General features: G+C 49.3%; 24 protein-coding genes. 6 read left to right on the forward strand and 18 right to left on the reverse strand.

Annotation, left to right across the window (positions count from 1 at the left end; all coding sequences use genetic code 11):
• Positions 1-314 precede the first annotated feature (314 nt).
• On the forward strand, positions 315-851 hold the full coding sequence (locus tag FDP13_RS20755) for a gamma carbonic anhydrase family protein (RefSeq protein WP_012768136.1): 537 nt from the start codon (positions 315-317) through the stop codon (positions 849-851).
• An 18-nt stretch (positions 852-869) separates the two neighbouring features.
• Here the strand turns inward: FDP13_RS20755 and FDP13_RS20760 are convergent, their stop codons facing one another.
• Genes FDP13_RS20760 through dprA form a run of 6 tightly spaced genes read right to left on the reverse strand, consistent with a single transcriptional unit; the run spans position 870 to position 4,700 of the window.
• Positions 870-1,139 (reverse strand): DUF1488 domain-containing protein, encoded by a 270-nt coding sequence (locus tag FDP13_RS20760; protein ID WP_012768135.1) that lies wholly within the window; start codon positions 1,137-1,139, stop codon positions 870-872.
• Positions 1,136-1,963: a shikimate dehydrogenase gene (gene aroE / locus FDP13_RS20765; RefSeq protein WP_143840328.1), complete on the reverse strand. Its 828-nt coding sequence runs from the start codon at positions 1,961-1,963 to the stop codon at positions 1,136-1,138. Before aroE ends, FDP13_RS20760 begins: the two co-directional genes overlap by 4 nt.
• Before the next feature lie 19 nt (positions 1,964-1,982).
• A complete protein-coding gene (tsaC, locus tag FDP13_RS20770; protein WP_033577735.1) occupies positions 1,983-2,552 on the reverse strand; it encodes an L-threonylcarbamoyladenylate synthase type 1 TsaC in 570 nt (189 codons plus the stop codon).
• Complete coding sequence (locus tag FDP13_RS20775) at positions 2,545-3,102, reverse strand: type I DNA topoisomerase (RefSeq protein ID WP_012768132.1); 558 nt, start codon at positions 3,100-3,102, stop codon at positions 2,545-2,547. The genes tsaC and FDP13_RS20775 overlap by 8 nt, the downstream gene beginning before the upstream one ends.
• Positions 3,103-3,121: 19 nt before the next feature.
• Positions 3,122-3,595, reverse strand: coding sequence for a DUF494 family protein (locus tag FDP13_RS20780; RefSeq protein WP_012768131.1), 474 nt, complete (start codon positions 3,593-3,595; stop codon positions 3,122-3,124).
• On the reverse strand, positions 3,567-4,700 hold the full coding sequence (gene dprA / locus FDP13_RS20785; protein WP_012768130.1) for a DNA-protecting protein DprA: 1,134 nt from the start codon (positions 4,698-4,700) through the stop codon (positions 3,567-3,569). The genes FDP13_RS20780 and dprA overlap by 29 nt, the downstream gene beginning before the upstream one ends.
• A gap of 112 nt (positions 4,701-4,812) precedes the next feature.
• Between dprA and def the strand changes: the two genes are divergently transcribed.
• From def to mscL, 5 genes are all read left to right on the forward strand, one after another.
• On the forward strand, positions 4,813-5,322 hold the full coding sequence (gene def, locus FDP13_RS20790) for a peptide deformylase (protein ID WP_012768129.1): 510 nt from the start codon (positions 4,813-4,815) through the stop codon (positions 5,320-5,322).
• Positions 5,323-5,360: 38 nt separating this feature from the next.
• Entirely contained in the window at positions 5,361-6,302 is a 942-nt protein-coding gene (gene fmt / locus FDP13_RS20795; protein ID WP_143840329.1) for a methionyl-tRNA formyltransferase, read from the forward strand.
• Positions 6,303-6,362: 60 nt separating this feature from the next.
• A complete protein-coding gene (rsmB, locus tag FDP13_RS20800) occupies positions 6,363-7,658 on the forward strand; it encodes a 16S rRNA (cytosine(967)-C(5))-methyltransferase RsmB (RefSeq protein ID WP_143840330.1) in 1,296 nt (431 codons plus the stop codon).
• A 42-nt stretch (positions 7,659-7,700) separates the two neighbouring features.
• On the forward strand, positions 7,701-9,077 hold the full coding sequence (gene trkA / locus FDP13_RS20805) for a Trk system potassium transporter TrkA (RefSeq protein WP_012768126.1): 1,377 nt from the start codon (positions 7,701-7,703) through the stop codon (positions 9,075-9,077).
• 106 nt (positions 9,078-9,183) lie between these two features.
• Positions 9,184-9,609 carry a large-conductance mechanosensitive channel protein MscL gene (gene mscL, locus FDP13_RS20810; protein WP_012768125.1) on the forward strand — a complete coding sequence of 142 codons (426 nt, stop codon included), beginning with the start codon at positions 9,184-9,186 and terminating at the stop codon, positions 9,607-9,609.
• A 6-nt stretch (positions 9,610-9,615) separates the two neighbouring features.
• Here the strand turns inward: mscL and FDP13_RS20815 are convergent, their stop codons facing one another.
• The 12 genes from FDP13_RS20815 to rpsE form a co-directional block, all read right to left on the reverse strand.
• A complete protein-coding gene (locus tag FDP13_RS20815; protein ID WP_199886365.1) occupies positions 9,616-9,840 on the reverse strand; it encodes an alternative ribosome-rescue factor A in 225 nt (74 codons plus the stop codon).
• A 57-nt stretch (positions 9,841-9,897) separates the two neighbouring features.
• Positions 9,898-10,287, reverse strand: coding sequence for a DUF1992 domain-containing protein (locus tag FDP13_RS20820; RefSeq protein ID WP_143840331.1), 390 nt, complete (start codon positions 10,285-10,287; stop codon positions 9,898-9,900).
• 128 nt (positions 10,288-10,415) lie between these two features.
• A complete protein-coding gene (gene rplQ / locus FDP13_RS20825) occupies positions 10,416-10,808 on the reverse strand; it encodes a 50S ribosomal protein L17 (protein ID WP_012768122.1) in 393 nt (130 codons plus the stop codon).
• Positions 10,809-10,848: 40 nt separating this feature from the next.
• Positions 10,849-11,838 (reverse strand): DNA-directed RNA polymerase subunit alpha, encoded by a 990-nt coding sequence (gene rpoA / locus FDP13_RS20830; RefSeq protein WP_012768121.1) that lies wholly within the window; start codon positions 11,836-11,838, stop codon positions 10,849-10,851.
• A gap of 25 nt (positions 11,839-11,863) precedes the next feature.
• The gene (gene rpsD / locus FDP13_RS20835) at positions 11,864-12,484 is read right to left on the reverse strand and encodes a 30S ribosomal protein S4 (RefSeq protein WP_012768120.1); all 621 of its coding nucleotides are present in this window, start codon (positions 12,482-12,484) and stop codon (positions 11,864-11,866) included.
• A 30-nt stretch (positions 12,485-12,514) separates the two neighbouring features.
• A complete protein-coding gene (gene rpsK / locus FDP13_RS20840) occupies positions 12,515-12,904 on the reverse strand; it encodes a 30S ribosomal protein S11 (protein WP_002919257.1) in 390 nt (129 codons plus the stop codon).
• 16 nt (positions 12,905-12,920) lie between these two features.
• On the reverse strand, positions 12,921-13,277 hold the full coding sequence (gene rpsM / locus FDP13_RS20845; protein ID WP_012768119.1) for a 30S ribosomal protein S13: 357 nt from the start codon (positions 13,275-13,277) through the stop codon (positions 12,921-12,923).
• Between the two features lie 146 nt (positions 13,278-13,423).
• On the reverse strand, positions 13,424-13,540 hold the full coding sequence (rpmJ, locus tag FDP13_RS20850; RefSeq protein WP_012768118.1) for a 50S ribosomal protein L36: 117 nt from the start codon (positions 13,538-13,540) through the stop codon (positions 13,424-13,426).
• A gap of 33 nt (positions 13,541-13,573) precedes the next feature.
• Positions 13,574-14,905, reverse strand: coding sequence for a preprotein translocase subunit SecY (gene secY, locus FDP13_RS20855; protein WP_012768117.1), 1,332 nt, complete (start codon positions 14,903-14,905; stop codon positions 13,574-13,576).
• 7 nt (positions 14,906-14,912) lie between these two features.
• Positions 14,913-15,347, reverse strand: a complete 435-nt coding sequence (gene rplO, locus FDP13_RS20860; RefSeq protein WP_012768116.1) for a 50S ribosomal protein L15 — start codon at positions 15,345-15,347, stop codon at positions 14,913-14,915.
• A 3-nt stretch (positions 15,348-15,350) separates the two neighbouring features.
• Complete coding sequence (gene rpmD / locus FDP13_RS20865) at positions 15,351-15,530, reverse strand: 50S ribosomal protein L30 (RefSeq protein WP_004846568.1); 180 nt, start codon at positions 15,528-15,530, stop codon at positions 15,351-15,353.
• Positions 15,531-15,536: 6 nt separating this feature from the next.
• The gene (gene rpsE, locus FDP13_RS20870) at positions 15,537-16,037 is read right to left on the reverse strand and encodes a 30S ribosomal protein S5 (RefSeq protein WP_012768115.1); all 501 of its coding nucleotides are present in this window, start codon (positions 16,035-16,037) and stop codon (positions 15,537-15,539) included.
• Between the last annotated feature and the right edge of the window lies 1 nt (position 16,038).

Consider the following 16,038-nt stretch of genomic DNA (forward strand, 5'->3'; position numbering starts at 1 on the left):
TTAAAGAGCAGTGCGACCGGCCTGAGCCTGCTGTCGCGAGGTGGCGTATACTACGCTTTCCTCATGAAGAGTCAACGTTTTTTCGTTTTCTCTTCCTGACACCGCGCTGCGTTGCCGCTGTTGCCGTGTCAGTGGATGCGCATTATAGGGATACGAACGGGTTACACAACCACTTTTTCGATCTTTTTTTCCGTTCGCACATTTTTCCACCCTTACGTTGAGTTATTGCGCAGGCAACGCTATTTTCTGAGCAATAACGCCGGATCCGCCAAAGATCTGGGATCCATCACATTAACTTTAGGAGAGTACGGCATATGTCCGAGACATTACGCCCATTCAAAGGAACGCGGCCTGTTATCGGTAAAAACGTCATGGTGGATCCTTCCAGTGTGGTTATTGGTGACGTCACACTGGCAGATGATGTAAGCATTTGGCCGCTGGTGGTCATCAGGGGTGATGTCAACCTCATTCGAATCGGCTCGCGCACCAACATTCAGGATGGCAGCGTTTTGCATGTGACCCACCGTTCGGAAAAAAACGAGCATGGGAACTCATTAATTATCGGGGAAGATGTCACTGTCGGGCACAAAGCCATGTTGCATGGTTGCACGATCGGCAATCGCGTCTTGGTGGGTATGGGTTCAATTCTTCTTGATGGCGTCACGGTTGAAGATGACGTCATCATTGGCGCCGGCAGTCTGGTTTCACCAGGGAAAACGCTAGAGAAAGGCTATCTTTACCTCGGCAGCCCGGCAAAAAAGATCCGCCCATTGACAGAACAGGAGCTGGAAGGGCTACTTTATTCCTCCAGTAACTATGTACGCTGGAAAGACGAATACCTGAACCAGTGAAGCAATTGGCGCTTTTTATCAATGAGTTCCATCACTAAACAGAAAGCGCCCCTGCTCATCATATTCATTATCACGAATTATACGTTCGAACTCATCCTCCCAATCCCAACGATGTTCACGAAACAGTGACAGCCACTGTTCCGGACGAACGTCACCATATCGTTCAAGCAGGATATATCGCCTGATCACACACTCGCGTTGGAACCCGCCGACCAGTACCGGAAAAATGATCGCTTCATCATGATCGCTCCACCATTCCCGCTCAGGAAACTGAATCGCTTGATTCATTCCCCCAGTTCCTGCTTCATTTTACGAATTACCGGCACAGCGTCCGGCATGATACCGTGCCACAAACTGAACGCATGTGCCGCCTGCCAGACCAACATTCCCATTCCATCAACATACCGTTGTGCCCCTTGTTGGATACACCACGTCAAAAAAGGAGTCGGCTCGGCCTGATAAAACATGTCATAGCAACATACATCAGGAGAAATCAGAGACACAGGTAGATCAGGGATATCGCCCATTACCCCTGATGACGTAGCATTGATAATCAAATCAAAACGATGGTCACTTAATGCATCCATCGACAACGCACTCACCTGACCGTAACGGCCAAAATGCTCAGCCAGCGCGCCAGCTCTGGCAAATGTTCGGTTAGCGATAACTAACTCACACCCGTATGCAAGCAAAGGCTGAATAACACCGCGTGCAGCACCACCCGCCCCGACCAACAACACCCGATAATGAGGCTGGATAAATGCATTCTGCTGCAAATCACTCAGCAGCCCTATGCCGTCGGTATTATCACCATAAAGCGAACCATCACCTTTCTTTTGAATCGTATTGACCGCACCAGCAGAGCGAGCACGCTCGCTCAATTCATCCATAGCCGCACATGCACGCTCTTTGAATGGTGCCGTCACATTGGCGCCACATGCACCACGTTGAAAAAACGTTTTCAGGCTACTCTCAAAACCATCCAACGGCGCAAGAATGCGCTCGTAGGTCAGCGAAATTCCCGTTTGCTCAGCAAATAGCGAATGAATACGTGGCGATTTGCTATGCGCGATAGGATGACCAAAAACCGCAAAAGATTGACTCACGGGCACCTTTATTCTCCAGTATTTGCTAGCCTTGACGCAGCATTTCCCCAGTCAAAGCATCACGAATCTCAGACGGGTTTAAACGACCGCCAACGCACCCATTAAGGACAGGAAAACCCTCCCCAAACTGCCTCACCACTTCGCTTACGGTGCGACACGGCGGCTGACCGGTTAAATTCGCGCTGGTGGAAACCAGCGGCTTGCCAAATGCCAGACACAACTGTCTCACCAGCGGATGATCACTAACACGTACTGCCAGCGAATTGAAGCGACCAGTCAACCAATCCGGCGTAGACGTTTTGGCTGGAATCACCCAGGTAACCGGTCCCGGCCAGGTAGTAAAAATGGTCTGCCGTTGCGCATCAGATAAAGCGGCCATTTCCACGTAAGGCTCCAGCTGCCGAAAATCCGCTGCGATCAGAATCAGCCCTTTCTCACGCGGACGTTGTTTCAGCGCCAGTAAGCGTTCTACCGCCATTTCACTGTCAGGATCGCATCCGAGTCCAAATACCGCCTCCGTTGGGTAGGCGATCACACGTTCTTCACGCAGTTGCTTCAGCAACAAGGTTAACTCTTCAGAATTTACATTACTCATCACAATGGTGTTCTTCAGCCGATACAAGCTTTCCACACAATTTACTGGCACAAAAATGCCTAATGCCTTGTGCCGTTTTCTTCTCTATCAATAATGGATAATGGCAATACCCACATTCCCCCGCGATCGGCTTGTAATTAAGCGTGAACTGACAAACGGGGTAGCGCTCACAAGCGTGAAACGTCTTACCATAACGAGACTTGCGCTGCAGCAATCGGCCTTCACGACATTGAGGGCATATCAAGGCTGTCTCATCCGGACGATCAATCGCCTCTGTATGATCACATTCCGGATAGTTGCTACAACCAATGAACATGCCATAGCGACCTTGACGCAACACGAGCGTCGATTGGCAACGGGGGCAATAGTGACCATCCAGTACTTTTACCACATGTCCATCGGCATTGGCTTTAAGTGACCGGATATAGCGGCATTCAGGATAACGCGAACAGCCAAGAAAAGGGCCGTGCTGCCCAGAACGGATAACCAGCACGGCCCCACATTCGGGGCACACCTGCTGATGCTTTTCAGCAACAAGGGTTTTGTTCATGATTTACTCTGATTCCAGACTACTGCAGATACCCTTCATTAACCTCAAAGAGTAAATCTTCCATTTGCTGATAAGCACTTTCACAACCGGGCACATTGAACAACACCATCAATATGACCCATTTCAGATCTTCAAGGTCAAAATCCTGTGTTTCGAGTGCCATTACCCGATCAATAACCATTTCTCGGGTTTCCAGATTGAGCACTTGGATTTGCTCAAGAAACAGCAAAAAACCGCGGCAATCCACATCCAGACGCTGCTCTTCTTCAGCAGTGTAGATGCGCAACGCCAGAGGGTCGCTGGCCAGCGCCAGAGGCGGGGTTTGCCCTTCCTGCAGGTCAGCCAATTTTTCCAGCCAGTCTAACGCGCTGTAGATATCATCACGATCGAATCCCGCGCGGGTGAGGTCATCAGTCAACGTATCTTGATCGACACGCATTTCGGTTTCATTGTGGATGTAAGTTTCAAACAAGTACATGAGTACGTCGAACATGGCCTGCCCTCCTTATACGGACATAGCCGCCGGGTACAGCTGCGATCCACCCTGCTAACTCCAGATCCAGTAACTTACTCACCACCTCTGGCACAGGTTGGCCGGCACGTTCAGCGACAACGTCAACAGGTGTAACCTCATCTCCTACGGTAGCCAACACATCAGCAAATGGCAATTCCAGTTCACTCTCCGTTGAACAAATAATTTCCGCAATCCCCTCATTGGGAATATCGGCAAACCACCGCAACCCATTATGGAGTTGTTCAAAAATGTCTTTGGGCTGAGTAACCAGGCTGGCACCTTGTTGTATCAACCAATGGTTACCTTCCGTCATCGGGTTCCCAATCGGGCCAGGAAGGGCAAATACCTCACGATTCTGTTCCAATGCATAACGCGCAGTTACCAAGGAGCCACTGCGCATTGATGCTTCCACTACCAGAACACCCAAACTTAATCCGCTAATGATGCGGTTTCTACGTGGGAAGTTTATCGGTAACGGCTTAGTATGTAAGGGAAACTCCGATACAAGCGCCCCACCTTTAGCCACAATAGCATCAGCCAGAGCCTGATGCCGGCGAGGATAAAGCTGGTTTAAGCCGCTTCCCAATACTGCAACCGTTTTGCCTTCTGCATTCAGGGCGGCATGATGGGCAATGCCATCGATGCCAATGGCTAATCCACTGGTTATCGTTAAGTGATTTAAGCTGAGCTGCTCGCTGAAAAAATGCCCCCATTGCTCGCCATAAGCACTATTGTTGCGACTACCAACCACCGCGATCTGGGGCGATGACAACACGTTAATATCGCCGGCGACGTACAAACACACCGGAGGAGATGCGATATTACTGAGTAAAGGGGGATAACCGCCGCTGTTAAAGGTTACCAGGTGATGATCACGATTTTCCAGCCACTGTAGCGTGTTCTGAATATCAGGCGTATTTAGTGAGGAAAATTGCTCAACCTGATCTCCATTGAATCCAAGCGATTTCAAATATCCTGCTGAATACGTGCTTTCAGTCTTCAATTTATCGAATAGCATCGCACACCGCTTACCGCCGAAACCTTTCACCGACGCCAGGCGCAACCAGATTTCCGTATCAGTCATATCCCATTCCGCATCCTGCTTACCATATCCGGTGATGCTGTCAATCCCCCTCGGAAATGTCTACAATAAAGGCTGGAGCATTCTAACCACCTGAATACAGATCTAAACCTATATGTCAGTCTTGCAAGTATTACATTTTCCCGATGAGCGGCTTCGCATTCAGGCAAAGCCGGTAAAAGAAGTTAATGCGGAAATTCAGCGTATCGTGGACGATATGTTCGACACGATGTACGAGGAAGAAGGTATTGGCCTTGCCGCCACACAAGTTGATATCCACCAGCGCATCATTGTGATCGATGTTTCGGAAGAACGGGATCAGCGACTAGTACTGATTAACCCGGAATTACTGGAAAAATCCGGTGATACCGGAATTGAAGAGGGCTGTTTGTCCATCCCAGAAACACGCGCACTGGTTCCACGAGCAGAGCATGTCAAAGTACGGGCCTTGGATCGTGAAGGTAAACCATTTGAACTCGAAGCCGATGGGTTACTGGCAATCTGCATTCAGCATGAAATGGACCACTTGATTGGTAAATTGTTTGTCGACTATCTGTCACCGCTGAAGCGTCAGCGTATTCGCCAAAAGCTGGAAAAATTGGCCAGACAAAACAGCAAAGCATAGAACAGTATCGTAAAACCTCTATCCAGGCAGGAAACCACGTGTCATTACGCATTATTTTCGCAGGAACCCCGGATTTCGCCGCACAGCACCTTGCTGCTTTGCTGTCGTCTGAACATGAGATTGTCGGTGTATTCACTCAGCCGGATCGACCTGCTGGGCGCGGTAATAAGCTGACTCCCAGCCCGGTAAAAATGCTGGCTGAGCAACACAATCTCCCGGTATTCCAGCCCAAATCGTTACGGCCCAGCGAAAGTCAGCAACTAGTGGCGGAACTGAGCGCTGATGTAATGGTTGTAGTTGCCTACGGTCTTATCCTGCCACAAGCCGTTCTGGATATGCCTCGTCTGGGATGCATCAATGTGCATGGCTCGCTATTACCACGCTGGCGCGGCGCGGCTCCGATACAACGCGCACTCTGGGCAGGCGATCGGCTAACTGGAATTACGATCATGCAGATGGACGCAGGATTAGATACCGGCGCCATGCTTCACAAAATCGAGTGTCCGATTCTACCGGACGACACCAGTGCAACGCTTTATGACAAGCTGGCAAACCTCGGCCCTCAGGGGTTACTGCATACGCTGACGCAACTATCCGCCTCTCAAGTCACCGCAGTCGCTCAGGATGATAGCCTGGCAACCTACGCAGAGAAGCTGAGCAAAGAAGAAGCACGTCTGGACTGGCACTTGTCTGCCGAGCAACTAGAGCGTTGCATCCGAGCGTTCAATCCCTGGCCCGTCAGCTATTTTATGGTTGAGGAACAGCCGGTTAAAGTATGGAAGGCGGAAGTGCTGGACATTTCGCACCAACAACTGCCTGGCACCGTACTTGCCGCAGATAAAGAAGGTATTCAGGTAGCAACCACCGATGGTGTACTCAATATTCAAATTCTCCAGCCCTCTGGCAAGAAAGCCATGTCTGCACAGGACTTGCTGAATTCTCGCCGTGAATGGTTCACCCCTGGCAGCACATTAGCTTGATACCACGGTACCGACTCGATATGTCGGTACCTCCGTTGTCCTCCTATCCATTCTGAACCGATGAAAAACACATACAATCTTCGTAGCATCGCCGCCACCGTTCTTGTACAAGTTGTTGAACAAGGGCAATCACTTAGCCAATTACTCCCCGTGTTCCAGCGCGATATCAGTGAGAAAGATCGCGGCTTGTTGCAAGAGATCTGCTTCGGCGTATTACGTGTGTTACCTCAGTTAGATTGGTATCTCCGCCAACTGATGGCAAAACCGCTGACAGGCAAACAGAAGGTTCTGCACTATCTATTGATGGTTGGCATTTATCAGCTTATTCATACCCGTATTCCTCCACATGCAGCACTGGCAGAGACCGTCAATGCCGCAGTAACACTGAAACGCCCGCAATTAAAGGGATTGATTAACGGTGTTCTGCGCCAGTTTCAACGCCAACAGGAAGAATTACAGCAACGATTGCAAAATAATACTGCACGTTATTCACACCCCGACTGGCTACTGCAACGGCTAAAAAAAGCCTACCCTGACCAGTGGGAACAAATTATCGACGCAAACAATCAACACCCCCCGATGTGGTTAAGGGTCAATCGGCTTCACCATTCCCGTGAAGCCTATCTGGTTCTACTACAGGAAAAAGGGATTGAAGCCCACCCTCATCCATTTTATACCGATGCCATCAGGCTGATTACCCCTTGTGCCGTCAGCGGACTACCGGGATTTGATCAAGGCTGGGTCACCGTACAGGATGCTTCGGCACAGGGTTGTATCCACTGGCTGTCGCCGAAGAATCACGAAGATATTCTCGACCTCTGCGCAGCTCCTGGAGGTAAAACAACGCATATACTTGAAGCAGCTCCGCAGGCACGCGTACTTGCCGTCGATGTTGATGAACAGCGTTTGAAACGGGTCAAAGAAAATTTGCAGCGCCTTCGTTTACATGCTGATGTCAAATGTGGTGATGGCAGAACGCCGGAAGCATGGTGCGCCGACCAATGTTTTGACCGCATTTTGCTTGATGCGCCGTGTTCCGCCACCGGCGTCATTCGTCGGCATCCAGATATTAAGTGGCTGCGTCGCGATAGTGATATTGCCGAGTTGGCATCGCTACAACAGGCGATCCTGGAAGCTATCTGGCCCCGACTAAAAAATGGCGGTACGCTGGTTTACGCTACGTGTTCAGTGTTGCCGGAAGAAAATAGCCAACAGATAGCTGCTTTTTTGCAACATCATCCCGATGCAATACTGGCCGATACAGGGAACACGACATCGCCAGGGATTCAGGTGTTACCCATGCCGGAAGATGGTGATGGTTTCTTTTATGCGAAGCTGGTAAAAAGCGGTCAATAGCCTACAGAACCCCCGACAGAAACAGACACGGCAGAAATTACGATGAAGATAATTATTCTTGGTGCAGGTCAGGTTGGCGGAACGCTGGCAGAAAATCTGTCGGGTGAAAATAACGATATTACCGTTGTGGATACGAATACCACTCGGCTACGCCAGCTTCAGGACAAATTCGATCTACGCGTGGTGACTGGCTATGCTTCCCATCCACGCGTATTGCGTGAAGCCGGTGCAGAGGATGCGGATATGCTGATAGCCGTAACCAATTCCGACGAAACCAACATGATAGCTTGCCAGGTGGCTTATTCATTATTTAATACGCCCAATCGTATTGCCCGAATCCGTGCTTCAGAATATATCCGCGAATCAGAACAATTATTTCACGCGGAAGCCGTACCGATTGACCACCTGATCTCACCGGAACAGTTGGTGATCGACAATATTTATAAATTGATCGAGTATCCGGGAGCATTGCAGGTCGTTAATTTTGCTGAAGGAAAAGTCAGTATTGCCGCGGTAAATGCTTACTATGGTGGTCCTTTAGTCGGCAATGCTATCGCGACAATGCGTGATCACATGCCGCATATCGAAACCCGAGTTGCGGCAATTTTCCGACATGATCGCCCCATTCGCCCGCAAGGTTCAACCGTGATTGAAGCAGGTGATGAAGTATTCTTTATCGCTGCATCACAGCACATTCGGGCAGTAATGAGCGAGATGCAACGACTTGAGAAGCCTTATAAACGCATCATGATTGTTGGCGGTGGAAATGTGGGTTCTGGTCTTGCTCGTAAGCTTGAAAAGGATTACAGCGTTAAACTGATAGAACGTGATGCGCTTCGAGCAACTGAATTGGCTGAACGCCTGCAAAACACCATTGTTTTTCACGGTGATGCTTCTGATCAGGAATTACTGGCACAGGAACATGTCGAGCAGATCGACGTATTTATCGCCATTACTAACGATGATGAAGCTAACATCATGTCGGCGATGTTGGCTAAAAGAATGGGGGCGAAAAAGGCTATGGTCCTAATCCAGCGTAAGGCCTACGTCGACCTGGTTCAGGGAAGTGTTATTGATGTCGCTATTTCTCCCCAACAGGCCACTATTTCAGCCCTGCTGGGCCATGTTCGCAAAGCGGATATCGTTAGTGTTTCATCGCTACGACGTGGCGTAGCTGAAGCCATTGAAGCCATTGCTCATGGCGACGAGGGTACATCAAAAGTCGTAGGCCGCATGATCGCCGATATCAAACTCCCGCCTGGAACAATTATTGGTGCCATTGTACGCGGCGACGATGTGATCATTGCTAATAATAACTTACAGATCGAACAGGGCGATCATGTGATTATGTTTCTAACCGATAAGAAATATATCTCTGACGTTGAGCGTTTATTCCAACCCAGCCCATTCTTCCTCTGACAGCCTTTCCTCAGGGCGTGTTACCCCACGCCCTATGTCATATGCCATTTTGGTAATTTTTTTATCACTTGTTAGAATTAAAAAAGGTTTAACAGGAGATAATGCAATGAGCCTGATAAAAGAGTTTCGCGAATTCGCTATGCGCGGCAATGTTGTTGACCTGGCTGTAGGGGTCATTATTGGTGCGGCATTTGGGAAAATCGTATCGTCGCTAGTATCGGACATTATTATGCCGCCATTGGGGTTACTGATAGGCGGTGTCGATTTCAAGCAGTTCCATTGGGTGTTACGAGAAGCACAGGGTAACCTTGCTGCCGTCAGCATAAACTACGGTACATTCATTCAGAATATTTTCGATTTTGTTATCGTGGCTTTTGCCATTTTTATGGCCATTAAACTCATGAACAAATTACGCCGCACTCAACAGGAACAACCGAATACCCCGCCGAAAATCACCGCAGAAGAAACACTCCTGACAGAAATAAGAGATCTACTCAAACAGCAGATCGATAGCCAGTCTAAAAATTCATAACTGACCTTAACAACTGAAACAGCAAATCAGAAGGCCAGTGGTAAAAGTGTTATTTCTCTTACCACTGGCCTCCCAATTTTTACTCTGTACTTTCTGATGCTTATCTTTGCGTCGATAGCTTCCTTTACCTTTGACATTTTGCTCGACACGTTGGCGAAACAAGGGGTCATGCAGCAATGCTTCAAGTGCATTATCGGTTATTCGACCTTTAGTATGACGATAGTTCGACATAAATTACCTCATTTGATAGACATAACATTGGCAAGAACACCATATTATAACGACAGGTCAGTCGTCTTTATCAGGGTGCAAGCTCTTCTCAAACCGGTTTATCAGCTGGTGCCGATAAGGCATTTTTAAAAAATTCGTATTGACGCCTGAAAGCTGTAAACGTAACTCAAGCGCCCTAAGCTGCCGGGATAGTTCAACATACTCTTTTGATGCGGGGTCAGTAGCGAGCAGTAAATCTGCCAGCGTCAACGCGTCCTTACGAGCTGATAACTCTGGTGGTAAAAAACCCGAATTTTTCATCAAGTGGTATGCGCTGCGTAACTCGGCAGGGACGGCGCTATTATCATCCAATTGAAGCGGCTTACCGCTTCCCGATAAATGGTCCAATTCCCCGCGCTTTTGTGCTTCAAGTATATGGCGCTCAGCCCATTCATCAATAGGAAACATAACACAACCTCACACTCGAGATTTTGTTCATATGATAGAGGATTGGAAAGCACTCGAACAGCGGCGGGGGGACTCAAATAAAGACGTAAAAAAACCGGGTTTCCCCGGCTTTTCTACGCTAGTGCAAATTACTCTGCAGCAGCAACTTCTTCTGTCTGAGAAACTGCGCGATCAACGAGCTCGATGTATGCCATCGGCGCATTGTCACCTGCACGGAAGCCACACTTCAGAATACGAGTGTAACCACCAGCACGGCTCGCGAAACGCGGGCCCAGTTCGTTAAACAGTTTAGCCACGATCTCGTTGTCACGAGTACGGGCGAATGCCAGACGACGATTAGCAACGCTGTCGGTCTTGGCAAGAGTAATCAGCGGTTCAACAACACGACGCAGCTCTTTCGCTTTCGGCAGGGTCGTCTTGATAATCTCATGACGAACCAAAGAACCAGCCATGTTACGGAACATAGCCTGGCGATGGCTGCTGTTACGGTTCAGTTGACGACCACTCTTACGATGGCGCATGACCTTATCCTTCTCAGTAAAACCTTAACCTGTGATCCGGTTACTCATCAGCAATGCTTGCTGGTGGCCAGTTTTCCAGGCGCATGCCCAGTGACAGACCACGAGAAGCCAGCACGTCTTTAATCTCAGTAAGAGATTTTTTACCCAGGTTCGGCGTTTTAAGCAACTCAACCTCGGTACGCTGTACCAGATCACCGATGTAGTGGATAGCTTCTGCCTTGAGGCAGTTAGCAGAGCGGACAGTCAATTCAAGATCGTCAACAGGGCGCAGCAGGATCGGATCGAATTCTGGTTTCTCTTCTTTCACTTCCGGCTGACGTACATCACGCAAGTCAACGAAAGCTTCCAATTGTTCAGCCAGAATGGTTGCCGCACGGCGGATCGCCTCTTCAGGATCGATCGTACCATTGGTTTCCATCTCGATAACCAGCTTGTCCAGGTCAGTACGCTGTTCAACACGTGCTGCTTCAACATTGTAAGCGATACGCTCAACAGGGCTGTAGCAAGCATCGACTAACAAACGACCGATCGGGCGCTCATCTTCTTCCGTATGAATACGGGCAGACGCCGGCACATAACCACGGCCACGCTGAACTTTGATACGCATATTGATAGATGCATTCTCATCGGTCAGATGGCAGATCACATGCTGTGGCTTGACGATTTCGACATCACCGTCATGGGTGATGTCGGCTGCAGTCACAGGGCCAATGCCAGATTTATTCAGGGTAAGAATAACTTCATCTTTGCCTTGAACTCTCACCGCCAGCCCTTTCAGGTTGAGCAGGATTTCCAGGATATCTTCCTGTACGCCTTCTTTGGTGCTGTACTCGTGCAGTACACCATCAATCTCAACCTCGGTCACCGCGCAACCAGGCATGGATGAAAGCAGAATACGGCGCAGTGCGTTACCAAGAGTATGGCCGAAGCCCCGCTCTAACGGCTCAAGGGTCACCTTGGCATGCGTCGAACTAACTTGCTCGATATCTACCAGGCGCGGTTTTAGAAACTCTGTCACAGAACCCTGCATTGTGTCCTCTCTTTGGTACTAAGCTTTACTTGGAGTAAAGCTCGACGATCAGGTGTTCATTAATGTCCGCAGACAGATCGGTACGTTCAGGAATACGCTTGAACACACCTTCCATCTTGGCAGCATCAACTTCCAGCCAAGTTGGCTTTTCACGCTGTTCAGCCAGCTCCAGAGCGGCCTTAACACGAGACTGCTTTTTCGCTTTCTCGCGGATGCTGACTACGTCATTCGGAGATACCTGATAAGAAGCGATGTTAACAACGCGACCGTTTACCATGACAGCTTTATGACTTACCAGCTGACGAGCTTCCGCGCGAGTAGCACCGAATCCCATACGGTAAACAACGTTGTCCAAACGACCTTCCAGCAACTGCAACAGGTTTGCACCTGTATTGCCTTTCAGGCGAGCGGCTTCTTTGTAGTAGTTACGGAATTGACGCTCCAGAACACCGTAGATACGGCGAACTTTCTGCTTCTCACGCAACTGTACACCATAGTCAGACAGACGCGGTTTACGTGCGCCGTGCTGGCCAGGAGCTTGTTCAATTTTACACTTGGAATCGATCGCACGAACACCAGACTTTAGAAACAGGTCGGTGCCTTCACGACGGCTCAGCTTGAGCTTAGGACCCAAATATCTTGCCATTTTCTTTCTCCAGCAATCCTAAAAGCGGCGTTACACGCGACGCTTTTTCGGCGGACGACAACCGTTATGAGGGATCGGAGTCACATCAGTAATATTAGTGATGCGGAAACCAGCCGCGTTCAGTGCGCGGATAGTAGACTCACGGCCCGGACCAGGTCCTTTAACCATAACTTCCAGATTCTTGATACCGTACTCTTTCACAGCTTCAGCGCAGCGCTCTGCTGCTACCTGAGCGGCGAACGGAGTGGATTTACGAGAACCACGGAAACCGGAACCACCGGCAGTTGCCCAACCCAACGCATTACCTTGACGATCAGTAATGGTAACGATGGTGTTGTTGAAAGAAGCATGGATATGAGCCACACCGTCAGAGACTTGCTTTCTTACACGCTTACGTGCACGAATAGGTGCCTTTGCCATTATTCAATCACCCCGATTATTTCTTGATCGGTTTGCGCGGACCCTTACGGGTACGGGCGTTAGTCTTGGTACGCTGACCGCGAACCGGCAGACCACGACGGTGACGCAAACCACGATAAGTACCAAGGTCCATCAGACGCTTGATGCTCAGGGTGATTTCACGACGCAGATCGCCTTCTACAACAAACTTGGCAACTTCGTCACGCAGCTTATCGATTTGCTCTTCAGACAGCTCACTGATCTTAACATCTTCAGCAATACCCGTTGCAGCACAGATAGATTTGGAACGGGTTTTACCGATGCCGTAAATAGCAGTTAATGCAATTACGGTATGTTTATGATCAGGAATGTTAATGCCTGCTATACGGGCCACTATGCACTCCTACAATTTTATAAAGCAATACCATTCTGAAAAGCCCGTTTTCAGGATACTCAAATGACATTGCAGTTACATACAAAAGATTGGCTGGCTAATCTAGCCAGCTCAATCCAACTTTGCAAGAAAAATATGCGAGATAATCAGCCTTGGCGCTGTTTATGCTTCGGCTCGGCACTGCAGATAACGCGAACGATGCCGTTACGCTTAACAATCTTACAGTTACGACATAATTTCTTGACGGAAGCACGAACTTTCATTTTTACTCTCCGTAACTTCTCAAGCTAACCCAATTAGCGGCTATAGCCTTTCAGGTTTGCTTTCTTCAATGCAGACTCGTACTGACTTGACATCAGCAGCGTTTGCACTTGAGCCATAAAGTCCATGATCACAACAACAACGATCAGTAACGACGTCCCACCGAAATAGAACGGCACTTTCATTGCGTCACGCATGAACTCCGGGATGAGGCAGATAAAGGTAATATACATCGCGCCGACAAGAGTCAGACGGGTCATTACTTTATCAATATACTTCGCCGTTTGCTCTCCCGGACGAATTCCTGGCACGAATGCACCGGACTTCTTCAGGTTATCTGCTGTTTCACGCGGGTTAAACACCAACGCGGTATAGAAGAAACAGAAGAAGATGATTGCAGATGCATAGAGTAACACATAAAGCGGTTGTCCAGGCTGCAGATACAGCGAAATAGTCGTCAGCCAGTTCCAACCGGTACCGCCCCCAAACCAAGATGCTATAGTCGCGGGGAACAGAATAATACTGGAAGCAAAGATAGCTGGAATAACACCGGCCATGTTCACCTTCAGTGGTAAATGCGTACTCTGTGCTGCATATACGCGACGCCCTTGTTGGCGTTTGGCGTAGTTAACAACGATACGACGTTGACCGCGCTCGATAAACACCACAAAGAACGTTACTGCGAATACCAGCACTGCAACCAACAGCAACAGGAGGAAGTGCAGATCGCCTTGCCGCGCTTGCTCGATGGTATGGCCAATAGCCGGCGGTAAACCCGCAACAATACCTGCAAAGATTATGATTGAGATACCGTTACCGATACCGCGTTCAGTAATCTGCTCGCCCAGCCACATCAGGAACATGGTCCCTGTAACCAGACTGACAACAGCGGTGAAATAAAATGCAAAGCCTGGATTAATTACCAGACCTTCCATTCCAGGCATATTCGGCAAACCGGTAGCAATACCGATTGACTGAAATATTCCCAACACCAGAGTGCCGTAGCGGGTATACTGGCTGATTTTACGTCGGCCAGCTTCCCCTTCCTTCTTAATTTCCGCCAGTGCCGGGTGAACCACTGTCAATAACTGGATGATAATGGATGCCGAAATATACGGCATAATTCCCAGTGCGAAAATTGAAGCGCGGCTTAAAGCACCACCAGAGAACATGTTAAACATTTCAATGATGGTGCCACGCTGTTGTTCGAGCAATTTGGCAAGCACAGTGGCATCAATACCAGGAATGGGAATAAAAGAGCCAATACGGAAAACAATCAACGCACCGATAACAAACAACAGTCTGCGTTTCAGTTCGCCAACTCCGCCTTTAGCACTTTGAAAATCTAATCCTGGTTGTTTAGCCATCTGCTACTTATTCCTCAATTTTGCCGCCAGCAGCTTCGATAGCAGCACGAGCGCCTTTGGTGACGCGCAGACCACGAATCGTTACCGGACGTGCAACTTCGCCAGACAGAATCACTTTCGCGAATTCAATCTGAACGCCGATGACGTTAGCAGCTTTCAGCGTATTCAGATCAACAACATCGCCTTCTACACAAGCCAGATCAGACAGACGGATTTCCGCTGTAATCATCGCTTTGCGAGAAGTGAAGCCGAACTTCGGCAGACGACGATACAAAGGCATCTGACCGCCTTCGAAGCCACGACGTACGCCACCGCCAGAACGAGAATTCTGACCTTTGACGCCGCGACCACCAGTCTTACCGAGGCCGGAACCAATACCGCGACCTAAGCGCTTCGGCGCGTGTTTAGAGCCTTCGGCCGGAGACAGAGTATTCAAACGCATCTGTTACTCCTCCACTTTAACCATGTAGGAAACCGCGTTGACCATACCGCGAACAGCAGGAGTATCCTCGCGCTCAACGGTGTGACCAATACGACGCAGACCCAGGCCAAGCAGCGTTGCCTTGTGTTTCGGCAGACGACCGATTGCACTACGGGTTTGAGTAATTTTAATAGTCTTTGCCATGGTCAATTACCCCAGAATGTCTTCAACGGATTTACCACGCTTGGCAGCGACCATTTCCGGGGACTTCATGTTAGCCAGGCCATCGATAGTTGCACGAACCACGTTAATCGGGTTTGTGGAACCATAGGCTTTAGCCAATACGTTGTGAACCCCTGCAACTTCCAGAACGGCGCGCATTGCACCACCGGCGATGATACCGGTACCTTCGGAAGCTGGCTGCATGAACACACGAGAACCTGTGTGCGCACCTTTAACCGGGTGCTGCAGAGTGCCGTTGTTCAGCGCGACATTCATCATATTGCGACGGGCTTTTTCCATCGCTTTCTGGATCGCTGCCGGAACTTCGCGTGCTTTACCGTAACCAAAACCTACGCGACCGTTACCATCACCTACCACAGTCAGTGCTGTGAAGGAGAAAATACGACCACCCTTAACGGTTTTAGATACGCGATTTACCGCGATCAGCTTTTCCTGCAGTTCGCCAGCTTGTTTTTCGATGTGAGCCATC

Origin of the sequence: Dickeya sp. ws52, assembly GCF_007210685.1 — a bacterium.
In the GTDB taxonomy this organism is placed as follows: Bacteria; Pseudomonadota; Gammaproteobacteria; order Enterobacterales; family Enterobacteriaceae; genus Dickeya; species Dickeya chrysanthemi.

What these genes read in the sequence shown, in the direction of transcription:
- FDP13_RS20755 (WP_012768136.1), top strand. Translation starts at nt 315, where the DNA reads ATGTCCGAGACATTACGCCCATTCAAAGGAACGCGGCCTGTTATCGGT.
- FDP13_RS20760 (WP_012768135.1), bottom strand. Translation starts at nt 1,139, where the DNA reads ATGAATCAAGCGATTCAGTTTCCTGAGCGGGAATGGTGGAGCGATCAT.
- tsaC (WP_033577735.1), bottom strand. Translation starts at nt 2,552, where the DNA reads ATGAGTAATGTAAATTCTGAAGAGTTAACCTTGTTGCTGAAGCAACTG.
- FDP13_RS20775 (WP_012768132.1), bottom strand. Translation starts at nt 3,102, where the DNA reads ATGAACAAAACCCTTGTTGCTGAAAAGCATCAGCAGGTGTGCCCCGAA.
- FDP13_RS20780 (WP_012768131.1), bottom strand. Translation starts at nt 3,595, where the DNA reads ATGTTCGACGTACTCATGTACTTGTTTGAAACTTACATCCACAATGAA.
- dprA (WP_012768130.1), bottom strand. Translation starts at nt 4,700, where the DNA reads ATGACTGATACGGAAATCTGGTTGCGCCTGGCGTCGGTGAAAGGTTTC.
- def (WP_012768129.1), top strand. Translation starts at nt 4,813, where the DNA reads ATGTCAGTCTTGCAAGTATTACATTTTCCCGATGAGCGGCTTCGCATT.
- rsmB (WP_143840330.1), top strand. Translation starts at nt 6,363, where the DNA reads ATGAAAAACACATACAATCTTCGTAGCATCGCCGCCACCGTTCTTGTA.
- trkA (WP_012768126.1), top strand. Translation starts at nt 7,701, where the DNA reads ATGAAGATAATTATTCTTGGTGCAGGTCAGGTTGGCGGAACGCTGGCA.
- mscL (WP_012768125.1), top strand. Translation starts at nt 9,184, where the DNA reads ATGAGCCTGATAAAAGAGTTTCGCGAATTCGCTATGCGCGGCAATGTT.
- FDP13_RS20815 (WP_199886365.1), bottom strand. Translation starts at nt 9,840, where the DNA reads ATGTCGAACTATCGTCATACTAAAGGTCGAATAACCGATAATGCACTT.
- FDP13_RS20820 (WP_143840331.1), bottom strand. Translation starts at nt 10,287, where the DNA reads ATGTTTCCTATTGATGAATGGGCTGAGCGCCATATACTTGAAGCACAA.
- rplQ (WP_012768122.1), bottom strand. Translation starts at nt 10,808, where the DNA reads ATGCGCCATCGTAAGAGTGGTCGTCAACTGAACCGTAACAGCAGCCAT.
- rpoA (WP_012768121.1), bottom strand. Translation starts at nt 11,838, where the DNA reads ATGCAGGGTTCTGTGACAGAGTTTCTAAAACCGCGCCTGGTAGATATC.
- rpsD (WP_012768120.1), bottom strand. Translation starts at nt 12,484, where the DNA reads ATGGCAAGATATTTGGGTCCTAAGCTCAAGCTGAGCCGTCGTGAAGGC.
- rpsK (WP_002919257.1), bottom strand. Translation starts at nt 12,904, where the DNA reads ATGGCAAAGGCACCTATTCGTGCACGTAAGCGTGTAAGAAAGCAAGTC.
- rpmJ (WP_012768118.1), bottom strand. Translation starts at nt 13,540, where the DNA reads ATGAAAGTTCGTGCTTCCGTCAAGAAATTATGTCGTAACTGTAAGATT.
- secY (WP_012768117.1), bottom strand. Translation starts at nt 14,905, where the DNA reads ATGGCTAAACAACCAGGATTAGATTTTCAAAGTGCTAAAGGCGGAGTT.
- rplO (WP_012768116.1), bottom strand. Translation starts at nt 15,347, where the DNA reads ATGCGTTTGAATACTCTGTCTCCGGCCGAAGGCTCTAAACACGCGCCG.
- rpmD (WP_004846568.1), bottom strand. Translation starts at nt 15,530, where the DNA reads ATGGCAAAGACTATTAAAATTACTCAAACCCGTAGTGCAATCGGTCGT.
- rpsE (WP_012768115.1), bottom strand. Translation starts at nt 16,037, where the DNA reads ATGGCTCACATCGAAAAACAAGCTGGCGAACTGCAGGAAAAGCTGATC.